This is a genomic window from Lonepinella sp. MS14435 (assembly GCF_042485795.1).
In the GTDB taxonomy this organism is placed as follows: domain Bacteria; phylum Pseudomonadota; class Gammaproteobacteria; order Enterobacterales; family Pasteurellaceae; genus Lonepinella.
Genome location: NZ_CP169368.1, coordinates 1,470,695 through 1,495,876 on the forward strand (window position 1 = coordinate 1,470,695; position 25,182 = coordinate 1,495,876).

25 protein-coding genes and 1 other RNA gene are annotated in these 25,182 nt (G+C 37.5%); 19 read left to right on the forward strand and 7 right to left on the reverse strand.

Annotated elements, in window-relative coordinates:
* Positions 1–40: 40 nt before the first annotated feature.
* From O1Q80_RS06995 to O1Q80_RS07010, 4 genes are all read left to right on the forward strand, one after another.
* Complete coding sequence (locus O1Q80_RS06995) at positions 41–1,060, forward strand: extracellular solute-binding protein (RefSeq protein WP_386693919.1); 1,020 nt, start codon at positions 41–43, stop codon at positions 1,058–1,060.
* A gap of 38 nt (positions 1,061–1,098) precedes the next feature.
* Complete coding sequence (locus tag O1Q80_RS07000) at positions 1,099–2,631, forward strand: ABC transporter permease (protein ID WP_386693922.1); 1,533 nt, start codon at positions 1,099–1,101, stop codon at positions 2,629–2,631.
* Between the two features lie 51 nt (positions 2,632–2,682).
* The gene (locus tag O1Q80_RS07005; RefSeq protein WP_386693924.1) at positions 2,683–3,501 is read left to right on the forward strand and encodes a D-hexose-6-phosphate mutarotase; all 819 of its coding nucleotides are present in this window, start codon (positions 2,683–2,685) and stop codon (positions 3,499–3,501) included.
* A 73-nt stretch (positions 3,502–3,574) separates the two neighbouring features.
* Complete coding sequence (locus tag O1Q80_RS07010) at positions 3,575–3,928, forward strand: DUF4870 family protein (RefSeq protein ID WP_386693927.1); 354 nt, start codon at positions 3,575–3,577, stop codon at positions 3,926–3,928.
* Between the two features lie 51 nt (positions 3,929–3,979).
* Here O1Q80_RS07010 and nagK read toward each other — a convergent pair whose 3' ends face one another.
* Together nagK and O1Q80_RS07020 are read right to left on the reverse strand one after the other, a co-directional pair.
* On the reverse strand, positions 3,980–4,894 hold the full coding sequence (gene nagK / locus O1Q80_RS07015) for an N-acetylglucosamine kinase (protein ID WP_386693929.1): 915 nt from the start codon (positions 4,892–4,894) through the stop codon (positions 3,980–3,982).
* Between the two features lie 27 nt (positions 4,895–4,921).
* Complete coding sequence (locus O1Q80_RS07020) at positions 4,922–5,665, reverse strand: phosphatase PAP2 family protein (protein ID WP_386693930.1); 744 nt, start codon at positions 5,663–5,665, stop codon at positions 4,922–4,924.
* Between the two features lie 75 nt (positions 5,666–5,740).
* On the opposite strand from O1Q80_RS07020, the gene ribA reads away from it, so the two are divergent.
* The 7 genes from ribA to O1Q80_RS07055 all read left to right on the forward strand — a co-directional run bounded on the left by ribA (position 5,741) and on the right by O1Q80_RS07055 (position 12,243).
* A complete protein-coding gene (gene ribA, locus O1Q80_RS07025) occupies positions 5,741–6,421 on the forward strand; it encodes a GTP cyclohydrolase II (protein ID WP_386693933.1) in 681 nt (226 codons plus the stop codon).
* A 135-nt stretch (positions 6,422–6,556) separates the two neighbouring features.
* Positions 6,557–7,261 (forward strand): two-component system response regulator ArcA, encoded by a 705-nt coding sequence (gene arcA, locus O1Q80_RS07030; RefSeq protein WP_386686255.1) that lies wholly within the window; start codon positions 6,557–6,559, stop codon positions 7,259–7,261.
* 140 nt (positions 7,262–7,401) lie between these two features.
* Complete coding sequence (gene smpB, locus O1Q80_RS07035) at positions 7,402–7,884, forward strand: SsrA-binding protein SmpB (protein ID WP_386686257.1); 483 nt, start codon at positions 7,402–7,404, stop codon at positions 7,882–7,884.
* A 55-nt stretch (positions 7,885–7,939) separates the two neighbouring features.
* Positions 7,940–9,163, forward strand: coding sequence for an FtsH protease activity modulator HflK (gene hflK / locus O1Q80_RS07040; RefSeq protein ID WP_386693935.1), 1,224 nt, complete (start codon positions 7,940–7,942; stop codon positions 9,161–9,163).
* Positions 9,163–10,050 carry a protease modulator HflC gene (gene hflC / locus O1Q80_RS07045; RefSeq protein ID WP_386693938.1) on the forward strand — a complete coding sequence of 296 codons (888 nt, stop codon included), beginning with the start codon at positions 9,163–9,165 and terminating at the stop codon, positions 10,048–10,050. The genes hflK and hflC overlap by 1 nt, the downstream gene beginning before the upstream one ends.
* A gap of 106 nt (positions 10,051–10,156) precedes the next feature.
* On the forward strand, positions 10,157–11,455 hold the full coding sequence (locus O1Q80_RS07050; RefSeq protein WP_386686263.1) for an adenylosuccinate synthase: 1,299 nt from the start codon (positions 10,157–10,159) through the stop codon (positions 11,453–11,455).
* A gap of 56 nt (positions 11,456–11,511) precedes the next feature.
* Positions 11,512–12,243 (forward strand): vancomycin high temperature exclusion protein, encoded by a 732-nt coding sequence (locus O1Q80_RS07055; RefSeq protein ID WP_386693940.1) that lies wholly within the window; start codon positions 11,512–11,514, stop codon positions 12,241–12,243.
* 13 nt (positions 12,244–12,256) lie between these two features.
* Here O1Q80_RS07055 and O1Q80_RS07060 read toward each other — a convergent pair whose 3' ends face one another.
* The gene (locus tag O1Q80_RS07060) at positions 12,257–12,808 is read right to left on the reverse strand and encodes an elongation factor P hydroxylase (protein WP_386693942.1); all 552 of its coding nucleotides are present in this window, start codon (positions 12,806–12,808) and stop codon (positions 12,257–12,259) included.
* Between the two features lie 51 nt (positions 12,809–12,859).
* Positions 12,860–14,398, reverse strand: a complete 1,539-nt coding sequence (locus O1Q80_RS07065; protein WP_386693944.1) for a DUF2813 domain-containing protein — start codon at positions 14,396–14,398, stop codon at positions 12,860–12,862.
* A gap of 67 nt (positions 14,399–14,465) precedes the next feature.
* Here O1Q80_RS07065 and O1Q80_RS07070 point away from each other — a divergent pair, with 67 nt between their 5' ends.
* Positions 14,466–15,374, forward strand: coding sequence for a lysine exporter LysO family protein (locus tag O1Q80_RS07070; protein WP_386693947.1), 909 nt, complete (start codon positions 14,466–14,468; stop codon positions 15,372–15,374).
* A 124-nt stretch (positions 15,375–15,498) separates the two neighbouring features.
* Positions 15,499–15,864, forward strand: a transfer-messenger RNA (tmRNA) gene (gene ssrA, locus O1Q80_RS07075).
* Between the two features lie 67 nt (positions 15,865–15,931).
* Here ssrA and O1Q80_RS07080 read toward each other — a convergent pair.
* Positions 15,932–16,294 carry a YbaN family protein gene (locus tag O1Q80_RS07080; protein ID WP_386686273.1) on the reverse strand — a complete coding sequence of 121 codons (363 nt, stop codon included), beginning with the start codon at positions 16,292–16,294 and terminating at the stop codon, positions 15,932–15,934.
* Positions 16,295–16,404: 110 nt separating this feature from the next.
* Here O1Q80_RS07080 and prlC point away from each other — a divergent pair, with 110 nt between their 5' ends.
* From prlC to O1Q80_RS07095, 3 genes are all read left to right on the forward strand, one after another.
* Positions 16,405–18,477, forward strand: a complete 2,073-nt coding sequence (gene prlC, locus O1Q80_RS07085) for an oligopeptidase A (protein WP_386693949.1) — start codon at positions 16,405–16,407, stop codon at positions 18,475–18,477.
* Positions 18,478–18,541: 64 nt separating this feature from the next.
* Positions 18,542–19,288 carry an SDR family oxidoreductase gene (locus O1Q80_RS07090; protein ID WP_386693950.1) on the forward strand — a complete coding sequence of 249 codons (747 nt, stop codon included), beginning with the start codon at positions 18,542–18,544 and terminating at the stop codon, positions 19,286–19,288.
* Between the two features lie 224 nt (positions 19,289–19,512).
* Positions 19,513–20,889 carry a DegQ family serine endoprotease gene (locus O1Q80_RS07095; RefSeq protein WP_386696163.1) on the forward strand — a complete coding sequence of 459 codons (1,377 nt, stop codon included), beginning with the start codon at positions 19,513–19,515 and terminating at the stop codon, positions 20,887–20,889.
* A gap of 48 nt (positions 20,890–20,937) precedes the next feature.
* On the opposite strand, the gene folE is transcribed toward O1Q80_RS07095, so the two are convergent.
* The gene (gene folE / locus O1Q80_RS07100) at positions 20,938–21,594 is read right to left on the reverse strand and encodes a GTP cyclohydrolase I FolE (protein ID WP_386693952.1); all 657 of its coding nucleotides are present in this window, start codon (positions 21,592–21,594) and stop codon (positions 20,938–20,940) included.
* Between the two features lie 131 nt (positions 21,595–21,725).
* On the opposite strand from folE, the gene moeA reads away from it, so the two are divergent.
* The 3 genes from moeA to O1Q80_RS07115 all read left to right on the forward strand — a co-directional run bounded on the left by moeA (position 21,726) and on the right by O1Q80_RS07115 (position 24,756).
* Complete coding sequence (moeA, locus tag O1Q80_RS07105) at positions 21,726–22,937, forward strand: molybdopterin molybdotransferase MoeA (RefSeq protein ID WP_386693954.1); 1,212 nt, start codon at positions 21,726–21,728, stop codon at positions 22,935–22,937.
* A gap of 2 nt (positions 22,938–22,939) precedes the next feature.
* Complete coding sequence (moeB, locus tag O1Q80_RS07110; RefSeq protein ID WP_386693956.1) at positions 22,940–23,662, forward strand: molybdopterin-synthase adenylyltransferase MoeB; 723 nt, start codon at positions 22,940–22,942, stop codon at positions 23,660–23,662.
* Between the two features lie 86 nt (positions 23,663–23,748).
* Positions 23,749–24,756: a YeiH family putative sulfate export transporter gene (locus O1Q80_RS07115; protein WP_386686288.1), complete on the forward strand. Its 1,008-nt coding sequence runs from the start codon at positions 23,749–23,751 to the stop codon at positions 24,754–24,756.
* Between the two features lie 67 nt (positions 24,757–24,823).
* Here O1Q80_RS07115 and O1Q80_RS07120 read toward each other — a convergent pair whose 3' ends face one another.
* Positions 24,824–25,180 carry a DsrE/DsrF/TusD sulfur relay family protein gene (locus tag O1Q80_RS07120; protein ID WP_386686291.1) on the reverse strand — a complete coding sequence of 119 codons (357 nt, stop codon included), beginning with the start codon at positions 25,178–25,180 and terminating at the stop codon, positions 24,824–24,826.
* Positions 25,181–25,182 lie beyond the last annotated feature (2 nt).

A 25,182-nucleotide genomic window follows, 5' to 3' on the forward strand; every position in this document is an offset into this window, starting at 1 on the left:
GTCAATGGATATGATTCATCATTTATAAGAAGGTATTGCAATGAAAAAGTTATTGAAAAAAAACGTGATTTTAACAGGCTTTACTGTCGCAGGTTTAATGTTATCTAATGTAGCAATGGCAGATCTGTTGGTATATAACGGTCAGCACAAAAATGCAGGCGTAGAAAAAGCAGCCCAATTATTTACCGAAAAAACAGGCATTAAAGTTGAATTAAAAACAGGTAAAACCCCTGAATTAGCAGGCTTGTTGAAAGAAGAAGGAGCAAAATCGCCTGCGGATATTTTTATCGCTGAAAGCACAGGTCCATTCCTTTCCTTAAGTGAAGCTGGTTTACTAGCACCAGTGGGCGATGACGCATTAGCCAACGTAAAAGGCGAAAACGTGCCACAAGCCCCGAAAAAAGATTTTGTGCCAATCGGTGTGCGTAGCCGTGTGTTGGCGTATAACCCGAATAAAATTGCGGAAAAAGATTTGCCAAAATCTTGGACAGAAATGGTTAATGATCCAAAATGGAAAGGCAATTTCTCTTATCACCCAGGTTCTGGTGCATTAGTGGATCAAATTGCCATTTATAAAAAATTACACGGTTTAGATGCCACCAAAGCGTTCTTAAAAACAATGAAAGAAAATGGGCAATCTATTACTGGTCATACGCCTGCATTGAAAAAAGTGGATGCGGGTGAATTAGGTGTGGCGATGATTAACCAATATTATTTGGAACGCCTTTACAAAGAAAAAGGACAAGAAAATGTGCAAGCAAAAATCCATTATATGCGTAATGCGGATGCGGATTCTGCCTTGAGTTTCTCAGCAGCAGCGGTGTTGAAAGCGTCTAAACAGCAAAAAGAAGCGCAACAATTCTTGGCATTCTTAACCAGCAAAGATGGACAAGAAGCCTATATTTCCACATCAGGCGAATGGCCAACCAATGCGAAAGCCGTTTCACCTGTGAGCTATTTAGTGCCTCTGGATAGTTTAAATCCACCAAAAACCACCTTTAATAATTACGCCGAAATTGAAGAAGCAAAAACGTTGATTAAAGAAGCAGGTATTCAATAAAAAGGATTCGGGGTGTCGTTGTACACCCCGATTTTACGATGCAAACGAACATCAAACGTCCTCCAATTTGGCTAAGTGCGGTGGTAATTTTTATTATTTTGCCGATGTGTTTTCCTTTTCTGTATATTGCTCAATACGGTCTTTCCAGCAACGCTAGTCAAATTTCCCAATTATTATTTAACGCCCAAACCGCACGGTTATTATTAAACACCCTATTGCTTTGTTTTATTGTTACCAGCACGGCGATTTTACTGGCGTTAATCTGTGCTTTTTTGTTGGAACGTTGTCAAATTCGCTACAAAAATTTGTTGACCACCTTAATCAGCCTGCCTTTGTGTATTCCGTCTATCGTCAGCAGTTTCACGTGGTTTAGTGTGGATACCGTGTTATTTTCTGGCTTATTCGGTGCCTGTTTTGTGATGATATTAGTGTCTTTTCCGTTGGCATTTTTGCCGATTTCCGCCACACTGAAACGGCTTGATTCAGCGTGGGAAGAGGTGAGCTATTCGCTTAATCGTTCTCGTTGGTATACCTTTATTCACGTCATTCTTCCCCAATTACGCCCTGCCATTGGTAATGCCATCTTATTGATTGCGTTACATTTATTGATTGAATTTGGGGCGGTGGCGATTTTGGGTTACAAAACCTTTAGTGTGGCGATTTTTAATGAATTTGAAGCCTATTACAACACCCAAGAAGCCGTGTTGCTTTGTTTAGTGTTGGTGTTATTGTGCTTTGTTATTGTCGGCTTTGAATTAAAATTGCGTGGCAATGAACAAATTGTGCGTGTGGGCAAAGGGTTGATTTCGCCCCCTGCCCCGATCTCGTTGGGCAAATTTGAATGGCTCGCTATTGGCTTTATTTTGTCGATTTTTGTGTTGGGCATTTTGGTGCCTGTGGTGATTTTAATTCAGTGGATATGGGAAGGATCGGCGATTCATAGTGAGTATTTTCAATGGTCGGATTATTTCAGCGTGCTGTTTAGCACCCTTTGGCTGACCTTAAGTGCGGCGTTGATTACGCTAATAATTGCCTTTCCGTTGGTGTGGATTTCCATTCGTTACCGATCCCCCTTTACCCAATATATTGAACGTCTCCCCTTTATTTTGCACGCCATTCCTGCGGTGGTGATTGGCTTTGCCGTTGCCAAATATAGCTTGTTGTATTTTCCATCTATTTATCAAACCCATTATGTGCTTTTCCCAGCCTATTTAATGCTCTATTTGCCTCTTGCTCAAACAGCTTTACGTTCGTCCATTGAGCAAATTCCCACAGGTATTGAGTGGATTTCTGATTCATTAGGTAAAACCCGTTGGCGACTGTTCCGCCGTGTGATTTTACCTTTGGTTTCCCCTGGTTTAATTGCAGGGTTTTGCTTATGTTTTTTGCAAATGAGTAAAGAATTAACTGTAACCTTAATTCTTTCGCCACGCCAACTTTCCACCCTGTCCATTGAATTGTGGCACGCAGAAGAAGGGTTGCAATATTCTATTGTTGCGGTGTATGGCTTATCGTTGATTGTATTTTCAGGGATACCTGTGTTTTTGTTGAAACGCTATTTGGCGAAGTGAGTTTGTGTTACAATTTAGCGACATTGATTTATCACATAAAAAGGAAAAATTATGTACCGCACTTTAATCAAATCTATAAGTAATGAACTTCGTCTTTATCAATATAATGAAATCCCCGTATTAGAACTCAATCACCCTGTCGGCACGGCAAAAATTGCTCTACAAGGTGCTCATTTATTCAGTTGGCAACCTGCACATTGCAAGCAAGATGTATTTTGGTTAAGTGAGATTGAGCCATTTAAACAAGGTTCGGCAATTCGTGGTGGTGTGCCTATTTGTTTTCCGTGGTTTGGTAATGGTGGAACGCCAGCACATGGTTTTGCTCGTATTAGTTTATGGGATTTAACCGATTATGACATTCATCAAGATAAAGTCAAAATTACCCTTTCTTTGTTAGCTGAAGATAAAACAGCCATAGCTAAAATCGAAATGATATTCTCGCAACAATGTGAATTAATTTTTACTAATTATCATCAAAACAATGCACAATTAGCCTTACATAGCTATTTTAAGGTGGGCGATATAGTACAAACTTTATTACATAATTTACCGATTAGTACCTTTAATCAATTAACTCAACAACAAGAAACTGTGCCATCACCACGTTCTATTGAGGAAAATGTCGATTGTATTTATTCCGCAGAAAACGGTGCTACATTAATTGAAGATAAATTCAATCAACGTATTATTACTGTTGAACATATTAATGCTTCAGAAATTGTAGTGTGGAATCCGTGGCATAAACCAACTAGTAGTATGTCAGACATCGGATATAAAACCATGCTCTGCGTAGAAACTGCACGGATTAAAAAACCATTAAGCACAGATCCTGTTGGTGTGAAAATTCAGGTAAAATCCACCGCAGTTTAAAAATAAGTTGCTAATTATCTTTTATTAGTTTAGATTTCGGTATTGTTCAGTTTTCTTTATTATAGGAGTTTTTATGAATCAGGATGTAATACCAAACAATGATAACCAACGTTCTACGCTATGGATTGCCTACGCCTTATTTGGTGCAGGTATTCTTTTTGGCGGATTACCAGCCATTGCGGGTGTTATTCTCGCTTATATCAAGAAAGAAGAAGTTTTGGGGATTTACCAAGATCATTATCGTTTCTTAATTAAAACCTTTTGGGGAACCTTATTAGGTTTCGTCATTGGAGGTATTCTCTCAGTTATTGGGATTGGAGCGTTAATTATTTTAGCTGTTTGTATTTGGTATATTTTCCGTGTTGTGGTGGGGGCTTTACGCTTAAAAGAAAATTCAACCATTACACCAACAGGTTGGTTTAAATAATTATCATCATAACAAAATAGACCCTGTTTGAAACGGGGTCTATTAATTTAATTACTTATCCAAAAACAACGCTGCTGCACCTCGCACACCGCCTGAATCACCATATTTAGCTTTTTTAATCAATGGCACTTTAGCACTTCGCATTAAATGTGGCGGTAAGGCTTTTGGTAAAGCCTCATATAGATGATCAAAATTAGATAATCCACCGCCGAACACAATCAAGTGCGGATCAAAAGCGGTGATAATATTACCAAGGGAAATTGCCATTAATTCTACAAAAAGTTTAACGAAATCCACCGCAGTTTGATCATTCGCATAAAAACGTTCAATAATTTCTTTGGCAGATAAATTTTCACCTTTTAAATCACGGTATAACATTTCAAAGCCACGTCCAGATAAATAGGTATCTAAACAAGCTTTATTGCCACAACCACAAGGATAAATTGGAGCATTATCCCAACCCAATAGTTTTAAAGCATGATAATTCAGTTGTAAATGTCCCAACTCCCCTGCCATACCGACTTTGCCAGAATGTACTTTACCATTAAACACTAATCCCCCACCAAAGCCTGTGCCTAGAATTAGTCCTAATACGAAAGGATATTGCTGATTTTCTGCGTCCCATGCTTCGGATAACGCAAAGCAGTTAGCATCATTTTCGGCTCTTACTTCACGAGCTAATAATTCGGAAAGATCACGCAAAATCGGCTTATTATCTGCGACTCGAATATTGGTAATTTCAGCTAATCCAGTTTCTCGATTAACAAATCCCGGCACACCTAATCCCACAGTGCCTTTACAACCGAATTTTTGGTCAGCACGATTAACTAATCCAACAATCGCTTGTAACCAATGTTGATAGCTTTCTTTGGGGGTTTCAATCCGTTCACTATATTGTTTTTCTAACTTTTCATTAAAGGCAGCCAATTCAATTTTGGTACCACCAATATCTAAACCATATAACATAAAAAAACTCCTATTTTTTTCACCGCACTATTTTACCAATTCAACGCTATTTTGCTGAAAAAACTGTTTTTGTTCAATATAAAAGAATAACGGTAAATGGACTAACCACGCAATTAATGTGCTAATTAATAAATCTATCGGGTGGTGCATACCTAAGCGTAAACGGCTTACCAACATTAACACTGACCAAAGCAAGATACCCAATACTAAAATTTTTGAAGACATACGACAACGTCCCACAATTTGAGTAAACCCTACCGCTAATAATAACCAGCTGGCAGCGAATATCGTATGACCTGATGGGAAAGAATAACCCGTTTCATTTTCACGATGATGAACCAACCATGTAGGTACTTCCGCTTTATTTGCATAAAATTGACTAACAATCATGGCTCGTTGCTCACGAGTTTGATCATAAAAATAATCTGTAGTAACTCCACTTTGTTCAGCTAAAGCTGAAGCATAAGGTCTGGGTTCGGCAAAAACCGTTTTTGCGGCGGTTTTAATGCCCTGCGTAATCAGCATAGAAATTACCATAATAATTACCGCACTAATCCATTTTGATTTACTGGAAAAAATTGGTAAGAAACATAAGGCTAATACCCCGCAGCTGATGACTGCATAAGGTACGCTACCCGTTTCCGTTAACCAATATAAAAAATAATCAAATGATGTCAAATGGCTGTCACCGTGCCATTGCCACGAAAAAATCCAAGCAAAAAATGGCACAAAACAAAGTAAAAAAGTATATAATGACAAGCGTCTTAGCATAGCAAGCTTCCTATGTATGTAATAAAAATTGTATTTTATCATTAGAAAACTAAAAGAAAAATAAGGATTTATTCTATGGCAAAAATTCAGCTTGTGACTGAAGCCAATTTACCTACTGAATTTGGTATGTTTAAAATTGTCGGTTTTGAATTACCAGATAGTAAGAAAGAACATATTGCGTTAGTAATGGGAGATGTAACTGACGGCAAACCTGTTTTATCTCGTATTCACTCCGAATGTTTGACTGGAGATACTTTATATAGTTTAAAATGTGATTGTGGTTTTCAACTTGCCACTGCCCTACGTCAAATTAGTGAAGAAGGACGTGGCATATTAATTTACCACCGAGAAGAAGGACGTGGCATTGGTTTAATTAATAAAATTAAAGCCTATGCGTTACAAGATCAGGGAATGGATACTATTGAAGCCAATTTAGCACTAGGTTTTGCTGCTGATGAGCGTAATTTTTCAGTTTGTGCGGATATTTTTGAGCTATTAGGTGTTAATCAAGTTCGCCTACTCACCAATAACCCAGTTAAAATTGATACCATGAAAAAAGCAGGTATTAATGTGGTTGAGCGAGTTCCTTTGAATGTCGGGGAAAATCGTTACAATCGAGCTTATTTAGATACTAAAGCGAAAAAAATGGGACATTATATTGTTCATCACAGTGGGGAAGCTCAGAATAATGAAAAACATTTTTTAAACTGTCCACATTGTTTATCAGAAATACCTAAACCGCAACATGAGCAATAATCAAATTTTATGATATAGATCATAAAATTAGCGTATAATTACAAATATTTATTGTTGCTAGATTGTTACAAATATAGAATAATTTATTATATTTTTCACATTAACTGTGATATCTATTTTGAAGGGGAGTTAACAATGGCTACGCCACAAATTCTGATTGTTGAAGATGAAACTATTACCCGAAATACACTAAAAAGTATTTTTCAAGCTGAAGGTTATAACACCCTTGAGGCTTGTGATGGTAATCAAATGCAACAAATTTTAGCTAATAAAGAAGTCCATTTAATTGTCATGGATATTAATTTACCTGGTAAAAATGGTTTAATGTTAGCTCGTGAACTACGTGAGCATACTAAAACAGCATTGATGTTTCTAACTGGTCGTAATAATGAAGTAGATAAAATCTTAGGCTTAGAAATCGGTGCAGATGATTACATCACTAAACCATTTAACCCTAGAGAATTAGCCATTCGAGCTCGTAATTTATTACAGCGAACAATGGGAGAAGACAAAGGTAAGCAAAAAGTAGATGCTTATCATTTTAATGGTTGGGTATTAGATATTAATCAACATGCGTTGATTAATCCTGACGGTGAAATATTGAAATTACCACGCAGTGAGTTTCGCGCAATGGTACATTTCTGTCAAAACCCAGGTAAAATTCAAACTCGCGAAGAATTATTGAAAAAAATGACTGGGCGTGAGTTGAAAGAAAATGATCGTACCGTTGATGTGACCATTCGCCGCATTCGTAAACATTTTGAAGATCACGCTGGTACGCCCGAAATCATTTCCACTATTCACGGCGAGGGCTATCGTTTTTGTGGGACGTTAGAATAAGCCTTTTCTTACAATATCAAGTGCGGTGTAAAATTTATAATATTTTTACCGCACTTTTTCTTTATAATTCCCTTTGTTTATTTGTACATTGTCCCCATATTAGGTAGAATTATGCAATCTTTCGAAATCAGCCGAATATTATGACAAAGAAAAAAATCAAAGCAGGTTCAAATACTATTGCCTTAAATAAACGTGCTAGACACGATTATTTTATTGAAGATGAAATCGAAGCTGGGCTTTCCTTGCAAGGTTGGGAAGTTAAATCAATGCGAGCAGGAAAAGCAAATATCAGTGATAGCTATGTTATTTTCAATCATGGTGAAGCCTATTTGTTTGGGGCAACAATTCAACCTTTAAGCGTGGCATCTAGCCATATTATTTGTGACCCTACTCGCTCGCGGAAATTACTATTAAATAAACGAGAATTAGATACCTTATTTGGTAAAGCAAATCGTGATGGTTATACCATTGTTGCCCTGTCACTTTACTGGAAAAGTGCGTGGGCAAAGATTAAAATAGGACTCGCAAAAGGTAAAAAATTACACGATAAACGTGAAGATATTAAAGATCGGGAATGGAAAGTACAGAAAGATCGCATAATGAAACATGCAAATCGTGGATAATCTGTTACAATCTCAAATCGATGTAAAAATTTTGTTAACTACTTGGAGAATATGAATGGCACAGGATCAAGATCCTTGGGCAGCACCTGGGACGAATTCAGGTAATTCGTCAGGGCAAAAGCCTAACAATCAATCAACGGATGAACCTAAAAACAAGCGAAATGATGAACAATCTCCTCCTGATTTAGAAGAAGCCTTTACTAATTTGCTGCAAAAATTATCAGGCAAAAAAAATGGTAATAGTTCAAATAATCAACAAAACAATAAATTCTCAGAAATCAATGTGGGTAAATTATTGCCTATTGCCGTACTTGTGGGAGCTGTGATGTGGGGATTAAGCGGCTTATATACGGTGAAAGAAGCAGAACGTGGTGTAGTCACGCGTTTTGGTCAATTACATTCTATTGTGCAACCTGGTTTGAACTGGAAACCAACTTTTGTGGATAAAGTGATTCCAGTTAATGTGGAGCAAGTAAAAGAATTAAAAACCCAAGGTTCTATGCTGACCCAAGATGAAAATATGGTAAAAGTAGAAATGACGGTGCAATATCGTGTACAGGATCCTGCCAGATTTTTATTTAGTGTTACTAATGCAGAAGACAGTCTTGGACAAGCTACAGACAGTGCTTTGCGTTATGTGGTTGGTCACATGACGATGGATAATATTCTAACCACAGGACGTTCTGTGGTACGTGAAGACACTTGGAAAGCCTTAAACGAAATTATCAAGCCTTATGATATGGGATTGGAAGTGCTTGATGTCAATTTCCAGTCTGCTCGTCCCCCAGAGGATGTCAAAGATGCTTTTGATGATGCCATTAAAGCACAGGAAGATGAACAACGTTATATCCGTGAAGCAGAAGCCTACGCCCGTGAACGTGAACCGATTGCTCGAGGTAATGCACAACGTATTTTAGAAGAAGCAACGGCTTATAAAGAGCAAATTGTGTTAGAAGCAAAAGGTGAAGTCGAACGTTTCCAACGTTTATTACCTGAATTTAAATCAGCACCTGATGTATTAAAAGAACGTTTGTATATTCAAACCATGGAAAATATGCTGGCAAAAACACCAAAAGTTATGATGGATGCTGGGAATAATTTGACTGTACTACCAATAGATCAATTATTACGACAAAAACCACAAACAACACCAGAAACTGAAGTTCAACGTTTTGAGAAAAGTATTCCTAGCATAACTCCAAATAGTGCGGTGAATTCTAAGCCAGTTTCTGCTACACCAGATTCAACCAACAATTCACGTCAAGGGAGATTTAACTAATGCGTAAATTTTTAACTCCGATTGTGATCGTTTTAGCGTTGATACTTTATTCTAGTATTGTAGTCGTGCAAGAAGGTAATCGTGGTATTATGTTGCGTTTTGGTAAGGTGCAACGTGATGCTGATAATAAAGTAAAAGTCTATTCCCCAGGGTTACACTTTAAGGTGCCAGTGTTGGATAGTATGAAATTACTTGATGCCCGTATTAAAACCTTAGATGGTCAAGCTGATCGCTTTGTTACCGTAGAGAAAAAAGACCTTTTAGTGGATTCTTATGTGAAATGGCGTATCAGTGATTTTGGTCGTTTCTTTACTTCTACAGGTGGCGGTGATTTTACGCAAGCATCAAATTTATTACGCCGTAAAGTCAACGACCGTTTGCGTTCTGAAATTGGTTCACGTACCATTAAAGATATTGTATCGGGTACACGCGGTGAATTAATGGCGGATGCGAAAAAATCACTTAGTACAGGACAAGATAGCACAGCAGAATTGGGTATTGAAGTGATTGATGTTCGTGTAAAACAAATCAATTTACCTGATGAAGTATCATCTTCTATCTATCAACGTATGCGTGCAGAACGTGATGCGGTAGCTCGCGAACACCGCTCACAAGGTAAAGAGAAAGCGGCATTTATTCAGGCGGATGTGGATCGTAAAGTCACCTTAATTACCGCTAATGCAAATAAAACCGCTCAGGTATTACGTGGTGAAGGCGATGCGACAGCGGCTAAGTTATATTCTGATGCTTTTGCTCATGAAACAGAATTTTACAGTTTCTTACGCAGTTTGAAAGCATACGAAAATAGCTTTACGGGATCTGAAAATATGATGCTTTTAAAACCAAATAGTGAGTTCTTCCGCTATATGCAAGCACCGAAAAAATAGTTAAGAAAAGAAGTCTAATCTTTTGGTTAGGCTTTTTTATTGAGCTTTAAACTAAAAAATAGTAAAGTATCTAGGTTGTATTTTAAAACACTAACAGGAAATTATTATGGGAAAAAGTGTTGTTGTCCTTGGCGCCCAGTGGGGCGATGAAGGGAAAGGCAAAATCGTTGATTTATTAACCGATCGTGTCAAGTATGTAGTTCGCTATCAGGGTGGACATAATGCAGGTCATACTTTGATTATCAATGGTGAGAAAACCGTATTACGTTTAATTCCAAGCGGTATTTTACGTGAAGGCGTAACTTGTTTGATCGGTAACGGTGTTGTACTTTCACCATCCGCACTAATGCAAGAAATGGGCGAATTAGAAAGCCGTGGCATTAAAGTGCGTGAACGTTTGTTGATTTCTGAAGCTTGCCCATTAATTCTGCCTTATCATGTGGCGATGGATCATGCTCGTGAAGCCGCATTAGGTAATAATAAAATCGGTACAACTGGGCGTGGTATTGGTCCAGCTTACGAAGATAAAGTGGCTCGTCGAGGGTTACGGGTAAGCGATTTATTTAACCGTGAAAAATTTGCCGAAAAACTTAAAAATATTTTAGATTATTACAATTTCCAACTGGTTCACTATTATAAAGCCGAACCTGTGGATTATCAAAAAACCTTAGATGATGTTATGGCAATAGCAGATGTGTTAATTGGTATGGTGGCTGATATCAGTACCCTATTAGACACGGCTCGCAAAAATGGTGACAATATCTTATTTGAGGGTGCACAAGGGACAATGTTAGACATTGACCACGGTACTTATCCATTTGTCACCAGTTCAAATACTACCGCAGGTGGGGTGGCAACGGGTGCTGGTTTTGGTCCACGTAACCTAGACTATATTTTAGGTATTATCAAAGCCTACTGTACTCGTGTCGGAGGCGGTCCATTTGCTACAGAATTATTTGATGATGTAGGTGCCGAAATTGCACGCAAAGGCAATGAATTTGGTGCGGTCACAGGTCGTCCACGCCGTTGTGGTTGGTTTGATGCGGTGGCAATGCGTCGTGCCATTCAAATCAACAGTATTTCTGGTTTCTGTATGACAAAATTAGATGTACTAGATGGTTTTGATGAAGTAAAAATCTGTATCGGTTATAAATTACCGAATGGGAATGTGGTGGACTTCGCCCCCCTTTCTGCCAAAGACTGGGAAGGCGTTGAACCAATTTACGAAAGTATGCCAGGTTGGAAAGAAAATACCTTTGGTGTCACCGATGTGAATCAATTACCACAAGCTACTCGCAATTATGTAAAACGTATTGAACAAGTTACTGGTGTACCTGTTGCAATTCTTTCCACAGGTCCAGATCGTGTACAAACCATGATTTTACAAGATCCATTTGCGGTATAATAAAATATCCCCCATTCTGTTGTTCGACAGAATGGGGTTTCTATTTAGGATCATAAATGCAATCAACGTCACAACAGAATAAGCTAGTTTATTATTTAACTAAAATAACCATAAGGCGATTGATTTATACATTCGCTAGTTTGATTGTGCTTGTGATTTTAATGCTTATCTCTATCGATCAATTTGTCAGTTATAAAGTGCGTGATGATATCTATCATAACATTGAGCAGACACCTTATCGTCCTTATGCAGTAGTGTTAGGTACTGCCAAATATGTGACTAAAAACACGCCTAATCAGTTCTATAATTACCGTTTAGAAAGCACTAAAGCTCTGTTTGATGCTGAAAAAATAGACTATATTTTATTAAGTGGCGACAACCGAACCTTACAATATAACGAGCCAAGAACCATGCAGCGAGATCTCATCAAAATGGGGATTGAACCACAATATTTATTTCCTGATTATGCAGGATTTCGCACCTTAGACAGTATTATCCGAGCTAAAGAAGTGTTTAAGGCAGAACCAATGATTATTATTTCGCAACGTTTCCACTGTGAACGAGCCTTGTTTATTGCTAAATACCATCACATTGATGCGATTTGCTTTGTAGCAGATAATCCTAATATTTATACTGAAACTCGTTTGCGTGAAATTTTTGCTCGTTTTTTAATGGTGTGGGAATTAATTACTGAAAAGAAACCGCACTTTTTGGGAGAACCTGAACCGTTGCCAGCACCGTTAAATCGTCATATTCACCCAAATCAAAGTGCGGTGGAAAATATGTAAGATTTTTTGCCTATTAAATTTTGTTCACATCAAACTTCGCCAAATCAATACCATCTTCCGTGCCATAAAATTCACTCAACGCTTTACGTAAAGTTTCCGCCCGTTTTGGTAAGCCTTTTTCAGCATAGATTTTTACCTGTTCATAAACCGCTAATTTAAATGGCATCGTATCGCCAACTTCCCCGTTTAAATTATCGCTGCTGGCAAAATAACGGAAATTGGCTGCGGTGGATAAAATCCATTCTAAGGCTTGCGGTTTAACTTCGGCTTTTTCAAAGTCACGTTGACGTTGTTCTGAGCGTCCATCAGGTTCATACCAATAACCAAAATCTTCTAATTTACGACGTTCTTTACCAGCCACTAGCCAATGAGCAATTTCATGTAATGCACTGCTGTAAAAACCACGAGCAAAATAAATGGCATTGTAAGGTACATCATCATTAGCGGGTAAATAAATCGGTTCATCACCACCTTTGACTAATTTGGTGTTAAATTGTTCATAAAAACATTGATTAAATAGTTGAATAATATCGTCTAATTTATGAGTTTCAGCATTTTGTGGCATTAATTTATCCTTTATTTTTTCATTTCATTTATTTTATCATATAAAAAAACACTATTGAGTTCGACTTAAATTTAATACTTTCGAAAATAATCGTTTAAATAATAATGGAATAGCTTGCGAACCACGTCTTGCCATTTCATTAGATAACGCAATGGCAAGATCAGGTTTTGATGTACGTTGAATTGCTCGTTGAATAATTTTGTGCATCGGACGAGATTGATGAGGTGTTTCTTTCCAGTTAGCTAATTTTACAAAAATATCGGCGAAACCCTCAGTATAAAAAAAATGTTCAATATCTGGGCGAGGTAACGTGGTTAAGCGGTTGCTTAAAATATCTTGCTCATCTGCCAATTCTCGCACGGTATCCGCATATTTATGCCCAGCCTCATCACCATCTGTTAATACATACCACTCAATCCCCATCGCTTTGGCATATTTGATTAAGGGTTTCAAACCAGACTGTGCAAATTCAACGATACGAATGCCTTCCGCAGGTAAATTAATATCTAGTAATTTGGCTAATTCCGACAATACCCAGACTTCGGTTTCCCCTTCCACTAATATCCACATTTTGGAAAATAAGGCAAGACTGCGATTATGTCGAATATGAAAGGTTAAACGGCGTAAATCATCTTTGTTAATATCGTGGTAGCTTAGACTATATGCAACGGTTTTATCTAAGTAACGAACTAAACGACAAATAGATGATAAATTTACTTGGGAAATCAGTTCAACAGAATTGGTTGTAGTGATCCGTTGGATAGGTAAATATTGTGATAATTCCCACACAATAGATGCCATTCTAGGATGTAAACGAGAACCAAGATCTTCAAAAATAATAATCGGGCGAAGTGCCTTGATATTCGTTTGTTCTTGCCAAAATAATGAACGTAAAAAAACCATTAATTGTTTCTGAATATAATGTGTATTATCTTGGCGTAAACGAAAACATAAACTATTTAATTGCTCCCATAATAAAGTAGGATCAACTTGAAAATCGGTAAAATGATGGCTATCTAAAAAATAATATTGCAACAAATGTCCCACCGCAAGAAATTCATTTTTTAAACTCTCATCACCTTGCCATGATAGTGGTAAACATTCCATTTTAGCATTATTTAAACGAGCATCTCGGAAACGATATACGGGATAATTTTTTATTAAATATTGTGCGATTTTCTGGCTATTTTTTTCAATCACAACCTCCCCTAATTCATTTAGAAAGGTATAACTGGTAATTAAATTATCCCCTTGTTTTTCACCCGACACACGCAAATATAATCTTTGTAAACCATCTTTATGAGATACCAATAAATGTTGATATAAATGATTATCACGAAATTCATTTTGTTTCTGTTCACAAAAACAAAATAACAAGGTAATATCTTGGGAATCTTGTGGAGAAATATGTAAATCTTGTGCAACAAATTGATATAAAGTCTGGCTACCATTTAATATCAAACTTAAAGCAGACAATAAACTTGATTTCCCCCACGCATTTTCACCGATTAATACCATATTCGGTTTAAAATAAATAGATAAACGTTTAATACCACGAAAATTGGCAATATCTAATTGACGTAAATACATTATTTCCCCCATTTTTCTGTTTGAATAAAATGTTATACTACTCCCCTATTTTTGTACAAGGAAAATTATGCTCGAAGGCTTACTTATTGTCTTAATCCCTATGTTGTTGGGGTATTTGATCAAAACTCATCATTATGGATTTTTAGCCGCAATTAATAAAATTGTGATGGTGTTGCTATACACGATTTTGTTTGTAATGGGGGTATCCCTTGGTCAATTAGAGGATGTTGCCACAAAATTACCTGTCATCGGGTTATCGGCTTTAACTTTCAGTATTTGCATTATTAGTTGTAATATCATTGGGTTAGTAACATTTGATAAACTTAATCCTGCACCATTAAAACATTTACATCAGAATATTCCGCCACGTTGGAAATTGTTATTAGATAGTGCCAAATTATGCTCAATGGTACTGACTGGCTTCGTGGTAGGATTGTTTAGCAAAGATTCTGTTAATTTACCTTTTGGGATCAGCACTTATGTACTCATTGCGTTGATTTTCTTTGTAGGAATTCAACTACGTAATAACGGTATTTCGTTACGTGAAGTCCTGTTCAATAAACGTGGAATTTATACTGGACTAATTATGATCATTACCTCATTAATTGGCGGTATTATTTCTGCATTATTATTAAAATTGCCAATCACACAAGGGTTAGCAATTTCTTCTGGCTTAGGTTGGTATTCGTTATCTAGTGTCGTAATTAATAATGCTTGGGGAGCGGAATTTGGTAGTATTGCCTTTTTTAACGATCTTTCAAGGGAAATTGTAAGTTTATTTGTCATTCCCTTTTTTATATTTCACTACCGTTCAACTGCGGTTGGTTTGGCTGGTGCAACGGCATTAGATTGTACATTACCGATTATTCAACGTTCAGGCGGAATGGAAGTTATTCCCCTTGCAATCAGTTTTGGCTTTGTAACTAATATTGCTCCGCCGATTTTATTAGTATTTTTCTCCTCCATTCCGTTATAACGATTTTTTAAAACTCTTAAAAAATGCACCGCACTTTAGATAACTACAGCCCAACCTATCTAAAAGTGCGGTGCATTTTTCTTTAAATTTTACACAACCTCTGTTATACTAAAATAACTTTTTTGGGGCTGATTTTGGATTCGACGGGATTGGCAAAGCCCAAAGTGCACGTCAAGGTGCGGTAGGCCTTGTAAATAAACCGCAAAATAATAGTCGCAAACGACGAACAATACGCTTTAGCAGCTTAATAACCTGCATTTAGCCTTCGCTCCCTAGCTTCCGCTCGTAAGACGGGGATCAAGCGGAGTCAAACCAAAACGAGATCGTGTGGACGCTTCGGCTTGGAGATCGAAACACTAAATTAAATCAAGCTAGTTTATTCTTCGCGTGTCTGTCCGCAGGGGGTAAGCGAAATTAAAGACTGACTAAACGTGTAGTACTGAAGGTAGAGTAATTTCGGACGGGGGTTCAACTCCCCCCAGCTCCACCAAAATTTAATTCAATTAATTAAGCACCTAACTTCCTTAGCTGTAATTTATTAGGTGCTTATTTTTTTTCTACTCTTCCTCAACGGTTTTAATCCAAAAGAAAAAGAACCAGTATTCAATTAATAACAGGATAACAATACAAATTCTGCCATAAATCGGCGTAAAGTAGAAACTGATTGCCATCATCACAGTGGATAAAGTCAAAATTGAAATTTTAGATTTCTTGGTTAAAGCACGTTGTTCATCAAAAGATTTTAAGTGTTTTTTATAAATTTCCGTTTGCAAAAACCATTGATGTAAACGTTGAGAACTTTTGCCAAAGAAGAACAGAGCCAACAATAAAAAAGGCGTGGTAGGCATCACGGGTAAAAATGCACCAATAACCCCTAATCCGATACAAATAAATCCTAATCCAATATATAAAAATCTCATTTTATTCCTTATAAAATTTAACAATACTAACTTGATTTGCTACAATCCATCTCAATATAACAAGATTATATCGGAAATGAAAATCAATATTAAATATCAAAGGATAGATTATGACAAATCCATTACTAGAAAACAATAAATTACCCCCATTCTCTCGCATTGAACCACAATATATTCAACCAGCTGTCGAAAAATTAATCCAAGATTGCCGTGATGTCACTGAACAGGTGTTAAAACAACCGCAGTTTACTTGGCAAAATTTTTATCAGCCATTGGCGGAAGTCAATGATCGTTTAAGTAAGGCTTGGTCCCCAGTTGGGCATTTAAATGCGGTGAAAAATAGCCCTGAATTACGTGATGCCTATCAAGCCTGTCTGCCTTTATTGTCGGAATATGGTACTTGGGTAGGACAACATCAGGGCTTATATCAAGCCTATTTAAGTTTAAAAAATAGCCCTGAATTTGCCACCTATTCCACAGCCCAAAAGAAAGCGATTGAAAACAGCCTGCGTGATTTCGAATTATCTGGTATTTCTTTACCACCAGAACAACAAAAACGCTATGGTGAAATTGTCGCTCGTTTATCAGATTTAACATCACAGTTTAGTAATAATGTGCTAGATGCAACTATGGGTTGGGAAAAAGTGATTACCGATGAAAAAGAGCTATCTGGCTTGCCTGAAAGTGCGTTGCAATTAGCTAAACAATCGGCAGAAAGCAAAGGTTTACAAGGCTATCGTTTTACACTTGAAATGCCAAGCTATTTGCCTGTGTTGACTTATTGTGAAAATCAAGCGTTACGTGAAGAAATGTATCGTGCTTATGCTACTCGAGCATCGGATCAAGGACCTAATGCAGGCAAATGGGATAACTCCACCATTATGGATGAAATTCTAACCTTACGCTTAGAACTCGCCAAATTATTAGGATTTGAGCATTATACCGATCTTTCATTAGCCACTAAAATGGCAGAAAATCCACAACAAGTATTAGATTTCCTTGAAAATTTAGCTACTCGCTCAAAAGCACAGGGGGAAAAAGAACTTTGTGAATTAAAAGCCTTTGCGGTTAAAAATTATAATGTAACCTATTTTGAACCTTGGGATATTGCCTTTTATAGTGAAAAACAAAAACAAGCGTTATATGCTATCAATGATGAAGAACTTCGTCCTTATTTCCCTGAAGAACGGGTACTTTCAGGTTTATTTGAACTTGTGCAACGCATTTTTAATATTCGTGCAGTAGAACGTTTTGATGTGGAAACCTATCATAAAGATGTGCGTTTCTTTGATTTAATCGATCAGACGGATGAAATACGCGGCAGTTTTTATTTAGATTTATACGCTCGTGAACACAAACGTGGTGGTGCATGGATGGATGATTGTATTGGTCGCAAACGAAAAACAGACGGCTCATTACAAAAACCTGTCGCCTATTTAACCTGTAACTTTAATGCTCCAATCGGGGATAAACCAGCGTTATTTACTCACGATGAAGTCACTACTCTATTCCATGAATTTGGGCATGGTATTCATCATCTGTTAACGCTGATTGATGTGGGGGATGTGTCTGGGATTAATGGTGTGCCTTGGGATGCAGTGGAATTACCAAGTCAATTTATGGAAAATTGGTGTTGGGAAGAAGATGCGTTAGCCTTTATTTCAGGGCATTATCAAACTGGTGAACCATTACCAAAAGAAAAATTAACACAGTTGATTAAGGCAAAAAATTTCCAAGCTGCAATGTTTGTATTACGTCAATTAGAATTTGGCTTATTTGATTTCCGTCTGCATCATCATTATCAAGTGGGCAAAGCTAATCAAGTGTTAGACACGTTAAAAGCCGTGAAAGATCAAGTGGCTGTGATTAAAGGTGTGGACTGGGTAAGAACCCCTCATAGTTTTAGCCATATTTTTGCTGGTGGTTATGCCGCAGGTTATTACAGCTATTTATGGGCAGAAGTATTATCCTCCGATGCCTATTCTCGCTTTGAAGAAGAGGGTATTTTTAACCCTGTCACAGGACAATCTTTCCTTGATGAAATCTTAACTCGTGGTGGTTCAGAAGAACCGATGCAACTATTTGAGCGGTTCCGTGGTCGTAAACCAACCTTAGATGCGTTATTACGCCATAAAGGAATTTTGGACAAGGTGGAAAAAGCCCCCTGTGTCACGAAACAATAGCGTCACAAAACAATAGCATCACAAACAATAGTCACTCTGTTAACAAATTAAGTAAGGAGGTTTTATGAGTATTTTAGTCACTGGTGCATCCGCTGGTTTTGGTAAAGCTATATGTAAAAGTTTAGTTAAAGCTGGCTATAAAGTGATTGGTGCAGCACGCCGCTTAGAGAAATTACAGGCATTACAAACCGAACTAGGGGAGAATTTTTATCCCCTTGTGATGGATGTGTCAAAAACAAGCGAAATTAACACCGCACTTGCCAGCCTACCAACCGAATGGGCGGAGATTGAATTGTTAGTCAATAACGCTGGTCTTGCCCTAGGTTTAGAACCCGCTCATCAAGCGCATTTTGATGACTGGCTAACCATGATTAATACCAATATTATCGGTTTAACTTATTTAACTCGCCAAATTTTACCTAAAATGGTAGAACGCAACCAAGGGCATATTATTAATTTAGGCTCTATTGCTGGCACTTATCCCTATCCCGGTGGTAATGTTTATGGCGCAACCAAAGCCTTTGTTAAACAATTTAGTTTAAATTTGAGAGCGGATTTAGCTGGTACAGCTATTCGAGTCACCAACGTTGAACCGGGGTTATGTGGCGGAACAGAATTCTCAAATGTGCGTTTTAAGGGGGATGATGAAAAAGCGGCTAACCTGTATAAAGGCACCAATGCTATTCAACCTGAAGATATTGCTAATGCCGTGTTATGGATTTATCAACAACCTGCTCACGTGAATATTAATCGGATTGAGATTATGCCTGTGTCGCAGAGTTTTGCAGCATTGAATGTGGTGAAAAATTAGCAAAAAAATACCGCACTTAGTAATTGATCTGCACCCCAACGGTTAAACTAACAACTAACTTACTAAGGTGCAAATTTTATGACCCAATATAATCATACCAAATATCTCTTTTCTATTCCCTTTTTCTAAATTCTCCCCTTGAAATTTCGAACATTTTCCCCATTTTCTTGTCATATTCATACGCAAACTATTAACTTAATTTTAGATAAGGAAATATTATGAAAATGAAAAAAACTGGTTTTGCCTTAACAGCTATCGCATTAGGATTAAGCGTATTAAGCACACCAATTATGAGTATGGCAGAATTACCGAATGAAGTGGTTGGCACAACATTACCGAGCCTTGCTCCGATGTTAGAAAAAGTGCTTCCTGCCGTTGTTTCAATTAATGTAGAGGGCAAAGAAAAAAATACCGTTGGAAATCAAGATATTCCAGAAGAATTTCGTTTTTTCTTCGGTGATGATTTTTTTGGCAACCGTAACTCTAGCCCACGTCAATTTAGAGGCATGGGGTCTGGGGTAATTATTAATGCAGAAAAAGGCTATGTTTTAACTAATAATCACGTTATCAACAATGCTGATAAAATTACTATTACGTTACAAGATGGTCGAGAATTAAAAGGTAAAGTAGTCGGTGCGGATAAACAATCTGACGTAGCCTTAGTACAAGTAGAAAATCCAAAAAACTTAACTGAAATTAGCATAGCAGATAGTGATAAATTACGTGTTGGTGATTTCACTATTGCGGTGGGTAATCCATTTGGTTTAGGTCAAACAGTAACCTCTGGTATTGTTTCTGCACTTGGTCGCTCGACAGGTTCAGATAGTGGGACTTATGAAAACTATATTCAAACAGATGCTGCGGTTAACCGTGGTAATTCTGGCGGTCCATTAATCAATTTAAAAGGTGAATTAATCGGTATTAACACTGCCATTATCTCACCAAGTGGTGGTAATGCTGGAATCGCTTTTGCTATTCCGTCAAATATGGCAAACAATCTAGTACAACAAATTATTGAATTTGGTGAAGTTCGCCGAGGTATGTTAGGTATTAAAGGTGGCGAACTCAATGCCGATTTAGCCAAAGCCTTTAATATTGATGCTCAACAAGGGGCATTTATTAGTGAAGTGTTACCAAATTCCGCAGCAGAAAAAGCAGGTCTAAAAGCAGGTGATGTCATCACTGAATTAAATGGTCAAAGAATTAAAAGTTTTGCTGAATTACGGGCTAAAATTGCCACTTCGGGTGCTGGCAAAAAATTCGAATTAACTTATTTACGTGATGGTAAAACCCAAAAATCTGAAGTTACGTTACAAGCAGATGATTTATCAAAATCAGGCGAAACTAGCACGGATAATATTTTACCAGCCCTTGAAGGTGCTTCTTTAACTAACGGAAAAGAAGGTATAGAAATTGAAAAAATCGAAAAGAACTCACCAGCCTCACAAGCGGGATTAAAAGTAGGTGATGTGATTGTAGGCGTTAATCGTCAACCAGTGAAAACCTTAAAAGACTTACGCGATGCGTTAGATGAAAAACCGTCTGCTATTGCTCTTAATGTAAAACGCGGTCAAAATAATTTCTATTTATTAGTGCAGTAAGTTGAAAATATTGTGGGGGCAAACCAATAATGCCCCCACGAATTTAAACTATTTATTAATCAAACTTAAAAACTCTTTCCTTGTTTCCCGATCATCAAGAAATACACCACCAAAAGCTGAAGTGACCGTGTAACTATTACTGTCTTTAATACCCCGACATTTCACACAAAAATGAGTGGCTTTTACATAAACTGCTACATCTTCGGTTTCTAAAATGGTTTGAAAGGCTAATAAAATTTGCTCAGTTAAACGTTCTTGTACTTGTGGACGTTGGGCAAAAAATGCCACTACTCGATTGATCTTAGATAATCCAATTACCCATTTTTTCGGGTAATATGCAACGGAAACCGTGCCGTCAATAGTCACAAAATGATGCTCACAAGTGCTAGTTAATGTTACATCATTCACCAATACCATTTCGCTGACTTTCATGCGATTTTCAATGTTGGTAATTTTGGGGAAATTGGCATAATCCAATCCACTAAAAATCTCATCAACAAACATTTTGGCTAAACGGTGTGGGGTTTCTTCAATACTATCATCCGTTAAATCCAGTCCAATTAATGCCAACACATCACGCATTTTACTTTCAATTTCATCACGGCGTTGATCTTTGCTTTTGGAAAGGTGGATCATCGGGGTTTCAATCCCTTTTGCTAGCAAGGCATCACGCACCTTAATAGCCTCTGTTGAAATATTGCTCATTTACGACTCCCATAAAATATCGGCTATTCTAGCAAACATTCAAGTAAGAATAAAACCAGAATATTCATTAACATGATGAAAAATTTTGGTATAGAATAAACATATTAGTCATATTTGATAAAAGGATTCCTATGCTCACTCTACAACAAGCCCTAGATAAAATACTTAATACACTCCCAGCCCCCACCACTCATCACAAAGTTAGCCTTGAGCAAGCTGTGAATTTAGTTTGTGCGGAAGATGTAATTTCGCCGATTAATGTACCATCATTTGATAATTCCGCAATGGATGGCTACGCAGTACGCTTGGCAGATTTGGATAAATCACTTACTTTATCCGTGGCTGGTAAATCCTTTGCTGGTAATCCATTTATGGGTGAATGGCAAGCTCAAAGTGCGGTGCGAATTATGACAGGAGCAATGTTACCAGTAGAAGCAGATACAGTGGTGATACAAGAAGATGTGTTACTTAATGATAATGGTACGATCACTCTTTCCGAACTCCCTAAAAAAAATCAAAACATTCGTAGAATCGGGGAAGATGTGAAAATCGGGGATGTAGTGTTAAAAAAAGGACAAAAACTCACCGCGGTTTCCTTGCCATTACTGGCATCCCTAGGTATTTGTGATATAGAAGTTTATCCTCGTTTAAAAGTGGCGGTGCTTTCCACTGGTGATGAACTCGTGTCAGTGGGACAACCGTTGCAAGCGGGACAAATTTACGATACTAACCGTTTTACCGTGAAATTAATGCTCGAAAAACTCGGCTGTGAAGTGTTAGATTTTGGTATTTTGCCAGATAATGAACAGCAATTTGAACAGGCGTTTTTAACGGCTCAAGAGCAAGCAGATTTATTGATCACCAGTGGTGGCGTATCGGTAGGTGAAGCGGATTTCACCAAAACTGTGTTAGAAAAAATCGGTGAAGTAAATTTCTGGAAATTGGCAATGAAACCTGGTAAACCTTTTGCCTTTGGTAAATTGCCGAATGCGTGGTTTTGCGGATTACCTGGCAATCCTGTTTCCGCATTAGTCACCTTTTATCAGCTGGTGCAGCCCGTGATTGCTCGTTTGTCAGGGGCAGATTACAAACCCGCTACCCTATTACATGCCACTGCCATTGCACCAATGAAAAAAGCGGTTGGACGATTGGATTTTCAGCGAGGTTTTTATCAGGTCAATCCACAAGGAAAAATTGAAGTGCAAGCTGTCGGTTTTCAAGGTTCGCACCTGTTTAGTGCTTTTGTGAAAAGCAACTGTTTTATTCGTATTGAACAACAGCGTGGCAATGTGGCGGTGGGGGAAACCGTGATAATTGAGCCATTTAGTGATTTGTTAGGTTGAAAATGGTTGAATTAAATTATTCCGAAGAATTACGTTACAACCGCCAGATTATTTTAAAAGCGGTGGATTTTGATGGTCAAGAAAAACTCAAAGCCAGCCGAATGTTAATTGTCGGCTTAGGTGGTTTAGGTTGCTCCGCCAGCCAATATCTTGCTGCCGCTGGCGTGGGACATTTAACTTTATTGGATTTCGATACGGTTTCTTTATCCAATTTACAACGACAAATACTACACACAGACCAATACATTGGTATGCCAAAGGTACAATCTGCCCAAATTGCCTTACAAGCCATTAATCCACATATTGAAATTAACACCATTAATGACAAATTAACGGAAAAAAATTTAGCTGAACTGATCCAGCAATTTGACGTAGTGTTAGATTGTACCGATAATGTGGAAAGCCGTAACCAACTCGATCGTGGTTGCCAAGCGGCGGTTGTGCCATTAGTGTCAGGATCAGCAATTCGTATGGAAGGACAGGTTTCTGTTTTCACTTATGAACCGAACACCCCGACCTATCGTCATTTAAGCCAATTATTTGGGGAAAATACATTAAGTTGCGTTGAAGCTGGTGTACTTTCACCGATTGTTGGCATTGTAGGCTCAATTCAGGCATTGGAAGCGATTAAAGTGCGGTTAAATATCGGCAAATTTTTAACAGGGCGATTGTTGATCATTGATGGCATGTCTATGACATTTCGAGAAGTCAAATTACCTTGTTAGTTTAAATTTTTTATTCAACGTATTTATTCTTTTTTGAATAAATCGTTCATCTACTTTTATTTAGAAAAATTATAGGGGAAGAAACAATGAAAAAATCATTGTTTGGCTTGGCTATTGTCGGAATTATTACCTTTATAGCCAAAGTATTATCTTTTTCAAGCATCGCAAATCATCTACATTTTGGTGCATTAACTCTTGCCATTTTGGCAGGTTTATTAATCGGCAATACACTCTATCCCAGATGGCAAGCTAAAGCCCATGATGGCGTAACCTTTGCCAAAGGTAAACTGTTGCGAATCGGGATTGTGTTGTATGGTTTTCATATTACCTTTCAAGACATAGCTCAAGTGGGAATAAATGCTATTATAAGTGATGCTATTATGCTTATTTTCACTTTTTTTATCACCTGTGCATTAGGGATTTATTTGCTCAAAATCGACAAGCAAATTGTTTATCTCACCGCTGCTGGCTGTAGTATTTGTGGTGCAGCTGCGATTTTAGCAACTGAACCTGTCGTCAAAACAGATTCCCATAAAGTTTCTGTTGCCATTGCCTTAATCGTGATTTTTGGCACTATTTCAATGTTTATCTACCCTGTTTTTTATGACTATATGCAAGGTTTAACGGATAATCAATTTGGTATTTATATTGGCTCATCTATTCATGAAGTGGCTCAAGTTTATACCGCAGGAAAAAATATTAATCCAGAAGTTGCCAATGTTTCAGTCATTACCAAAATGTTACGTGTCATGATGCTCGCACCATTTTTAATCTTTCTTTCACTCTATTTACATAAACAACAAAATGAAACGGGTGAAAAAAGCAAATTTAATATGCCGTGGTTTGCTTTATATTTTATTTTGGTGGCAGTGTTTAATTCGTTCCAATTATTACCTGAACCGTTAGTCCAAATTTTAATTCAGATTGATGGTATTTTATTAATGATGTCAATGACAGCTCTCGGCTTAACCACCCATATTAGTGCCATTAAACAAGCTGGTGTAAAACCATTGATTTTAGGCTTTCTGGTCTTTTTATGGCTAGTAATTGGCGGATTTGTGGTGAATTTTGCGATGCAAAATTTGTTTGCTTAACTAAAAAAGTGCGGTGAAAAAAACAAATATTTTTCACCGCACTTCGCCTTTATAGTAACCTGATTAATTAAAAATTAATCACCTTATCCGCCCATAAAGTCCAAGCTGATACGTCATCTAACGTCCCGACACTCACACCTTGCACTAACGGTAAATGTGTGATGCCTCGAGCTTTGGTGCAACTGGTACAAAGTTTGGCTTCCGCCCCTAGACCCGTCAAAATTTCTAGGGTTTGTTGTACATTGTAACCATCATTCGGGTTTTGACCTGCTAAACCAGACAATACAGAATCAGAAAAGAAAAAGGCTTTAATTTCTACTTCCTTGCTATTATCTTCTAACAAATTGACTGCATGTCTTAAACCATTAAAGGTTTTTTCCGTACCGTAAGGTGACTCATTAAAAATAAATAGAATTTTTTGCATAT

Coding starts and splice junctions, on each gene's coding strand:
- O1Q80_RS07005 (WP_386693924.1), top strand. CDS start 2,683: ATGTACCGCACTTTAATCAAATCTATAAGTAATGAACTTCGTCTTTAT.
- O1Q80_RS07065 (WP_386693944.1), bottom strand. CDS start 14,398: ATGTATTTACGTCAATTAGATATTGCCAATTTTCGTGGTATTAAACGT.
- folE (WP_386693952.1), bottom strand. CDS start 21,594: ATGAGCAATATTTCAACAGAGGCTATTAAGGTGCGTGATGCCTTGCTA.
- prlC (WP_386693949.1), top strand. CDS start 16,405: ATGACAAATCCATTACTAGAAAACAATAAATTACCCCCATTCTCTCGC.
- O1Q80_RS06995 (WP_386693919.1), top strand. CDS start 41: ATGAAAAAGTTATTGAAAAAAAACGTGATTTTAACAGGCTTTACTGTC.
- hflK (WP_386693935.1), top strand. CDS start 7,940: ATGGCACAGGATCAAGATCCTTGGGCAGCACCTGGGACGAATTCAGGT.
- O1Q80_RS07095 (WP_386696163.1), top strand. CDS start 19,513: ATGAAAAAAACTGGTTTTGCCTTAACAGCTATCGCATTAGGATTAAGC.
- moeB (WP_386693956.1), top strand. CDS start 22,940: ATGGTTGAATTAAATTATTCCGAAGAATTACGTTACAACCGCCAGATT.
- O1Q80_RS07060 (WP_386693942.1), bottom strand. CDS start 12,808: ATGCCACAAAATGCTGAAACTCATAAATTAGACGATATTATTCAACTA.
- ribA (WP_386693933.1), top strand. CDS start 5,741: ATGGCAAAAATTCAGCTTGTGACTGAAGCCAATTTACCTACTGAATTT.
- nagK (WP_386693929.1), bottom strand. CDS start 4,894: ATGTTATATGGTTTAGATATTGGTGGTACCAAAATTGAATTGGCTGCC.
- O1Q80_RS07120 (WP_386686291.1), bottom strand. CDS start 25,180: ATGCAAAAAATTCTATTTATTTTTAATGAGTCACCTTACGGTACGGAA.
- moeA (WP_386693954.1), top strand. CDS start 21,726: ATGCTCACTCTACAACAAGCCCTAGATAAAATACTTAATACACTCCCA.
- O1Q80_RS07010 (WP_386693927.1), top strand. CDS start 3,575: ATGAATCAGGATGTAATACCAAACAATGATAACCAACGTTCTACGCTA.
- O1Q80_RS07115 (WP_386686288.1), top strand. CDS start 23,749: ATGAAAAAATCATTGTTTGGCTTGGCTATTGTCGGAATTATTACCTTT.
- O1Q80_RS07090 (WP_386693950.1), top strand. CDS start 18,542: ATGAGTATTTTAGTCACTGGTGCATCCGCTGGTTTTGGTAAAGCTATA.
- arcA (WP_386686255.1), top strand. CDS start 6,557: ATGGCTACGCCACAAATTCTGATTGTTGAAGATGAAACTATTACCCGA.
- hflC (WP_386693938.1), top strand. CDS start 9,163: ATGCGTAAATTTTTAACTCCGATTGTGATCGTTTTAGCGTTGATACTT.
- smpB (WP_386686257.1), top strand. CDS start 7,402: ATGACAAAGAAAAAAATCAAAGCAGGTTCAAATACTATTGCCTTAAAT.
- O1Q80_RS07055 (WP_386693940.1), top strand. CDS start 11,512: ATGCAATCAACGTCACAACAGAATAAGCTAGTTTATTATTTAACTAAA.
- O1Q80_RS07070 (WP_386693947.1), top strand. CDS start 14,466: ATGCTCGAAGGCTTACTTATTGTCTTAATCCCTATGTTGTTGGGGTAT.
- O1Q80_RS07000 (WP_386693922.1), top strand. CDS start 1,099: ATGCAAACGAACATCAAACGTCCTCCAATTTGGCTAAGTGCGGTGGTA.
- O1Q80_RS07050 (WP_386686263.1), top strand. CDS start 10,157: ATGGGAAAAAGTGTTGTTGTCCTTGGCGCCCAGTGGGGCGATGAAGGG.
- O1Q80_RS07020 (WP_386693930.1), bottom strand. CDS start 5,665: ATGCTAAGACGCTTGTCATTATATACTTTTTTACTTTGTTTTGTGCCA.
- O1Q80_RS07080 (WP_386686273.1), bottom strand. CDS start 16,294: ATGAGATTTTTATATATTGGATTAGGATTTATTTGTATCGGATTAGGG.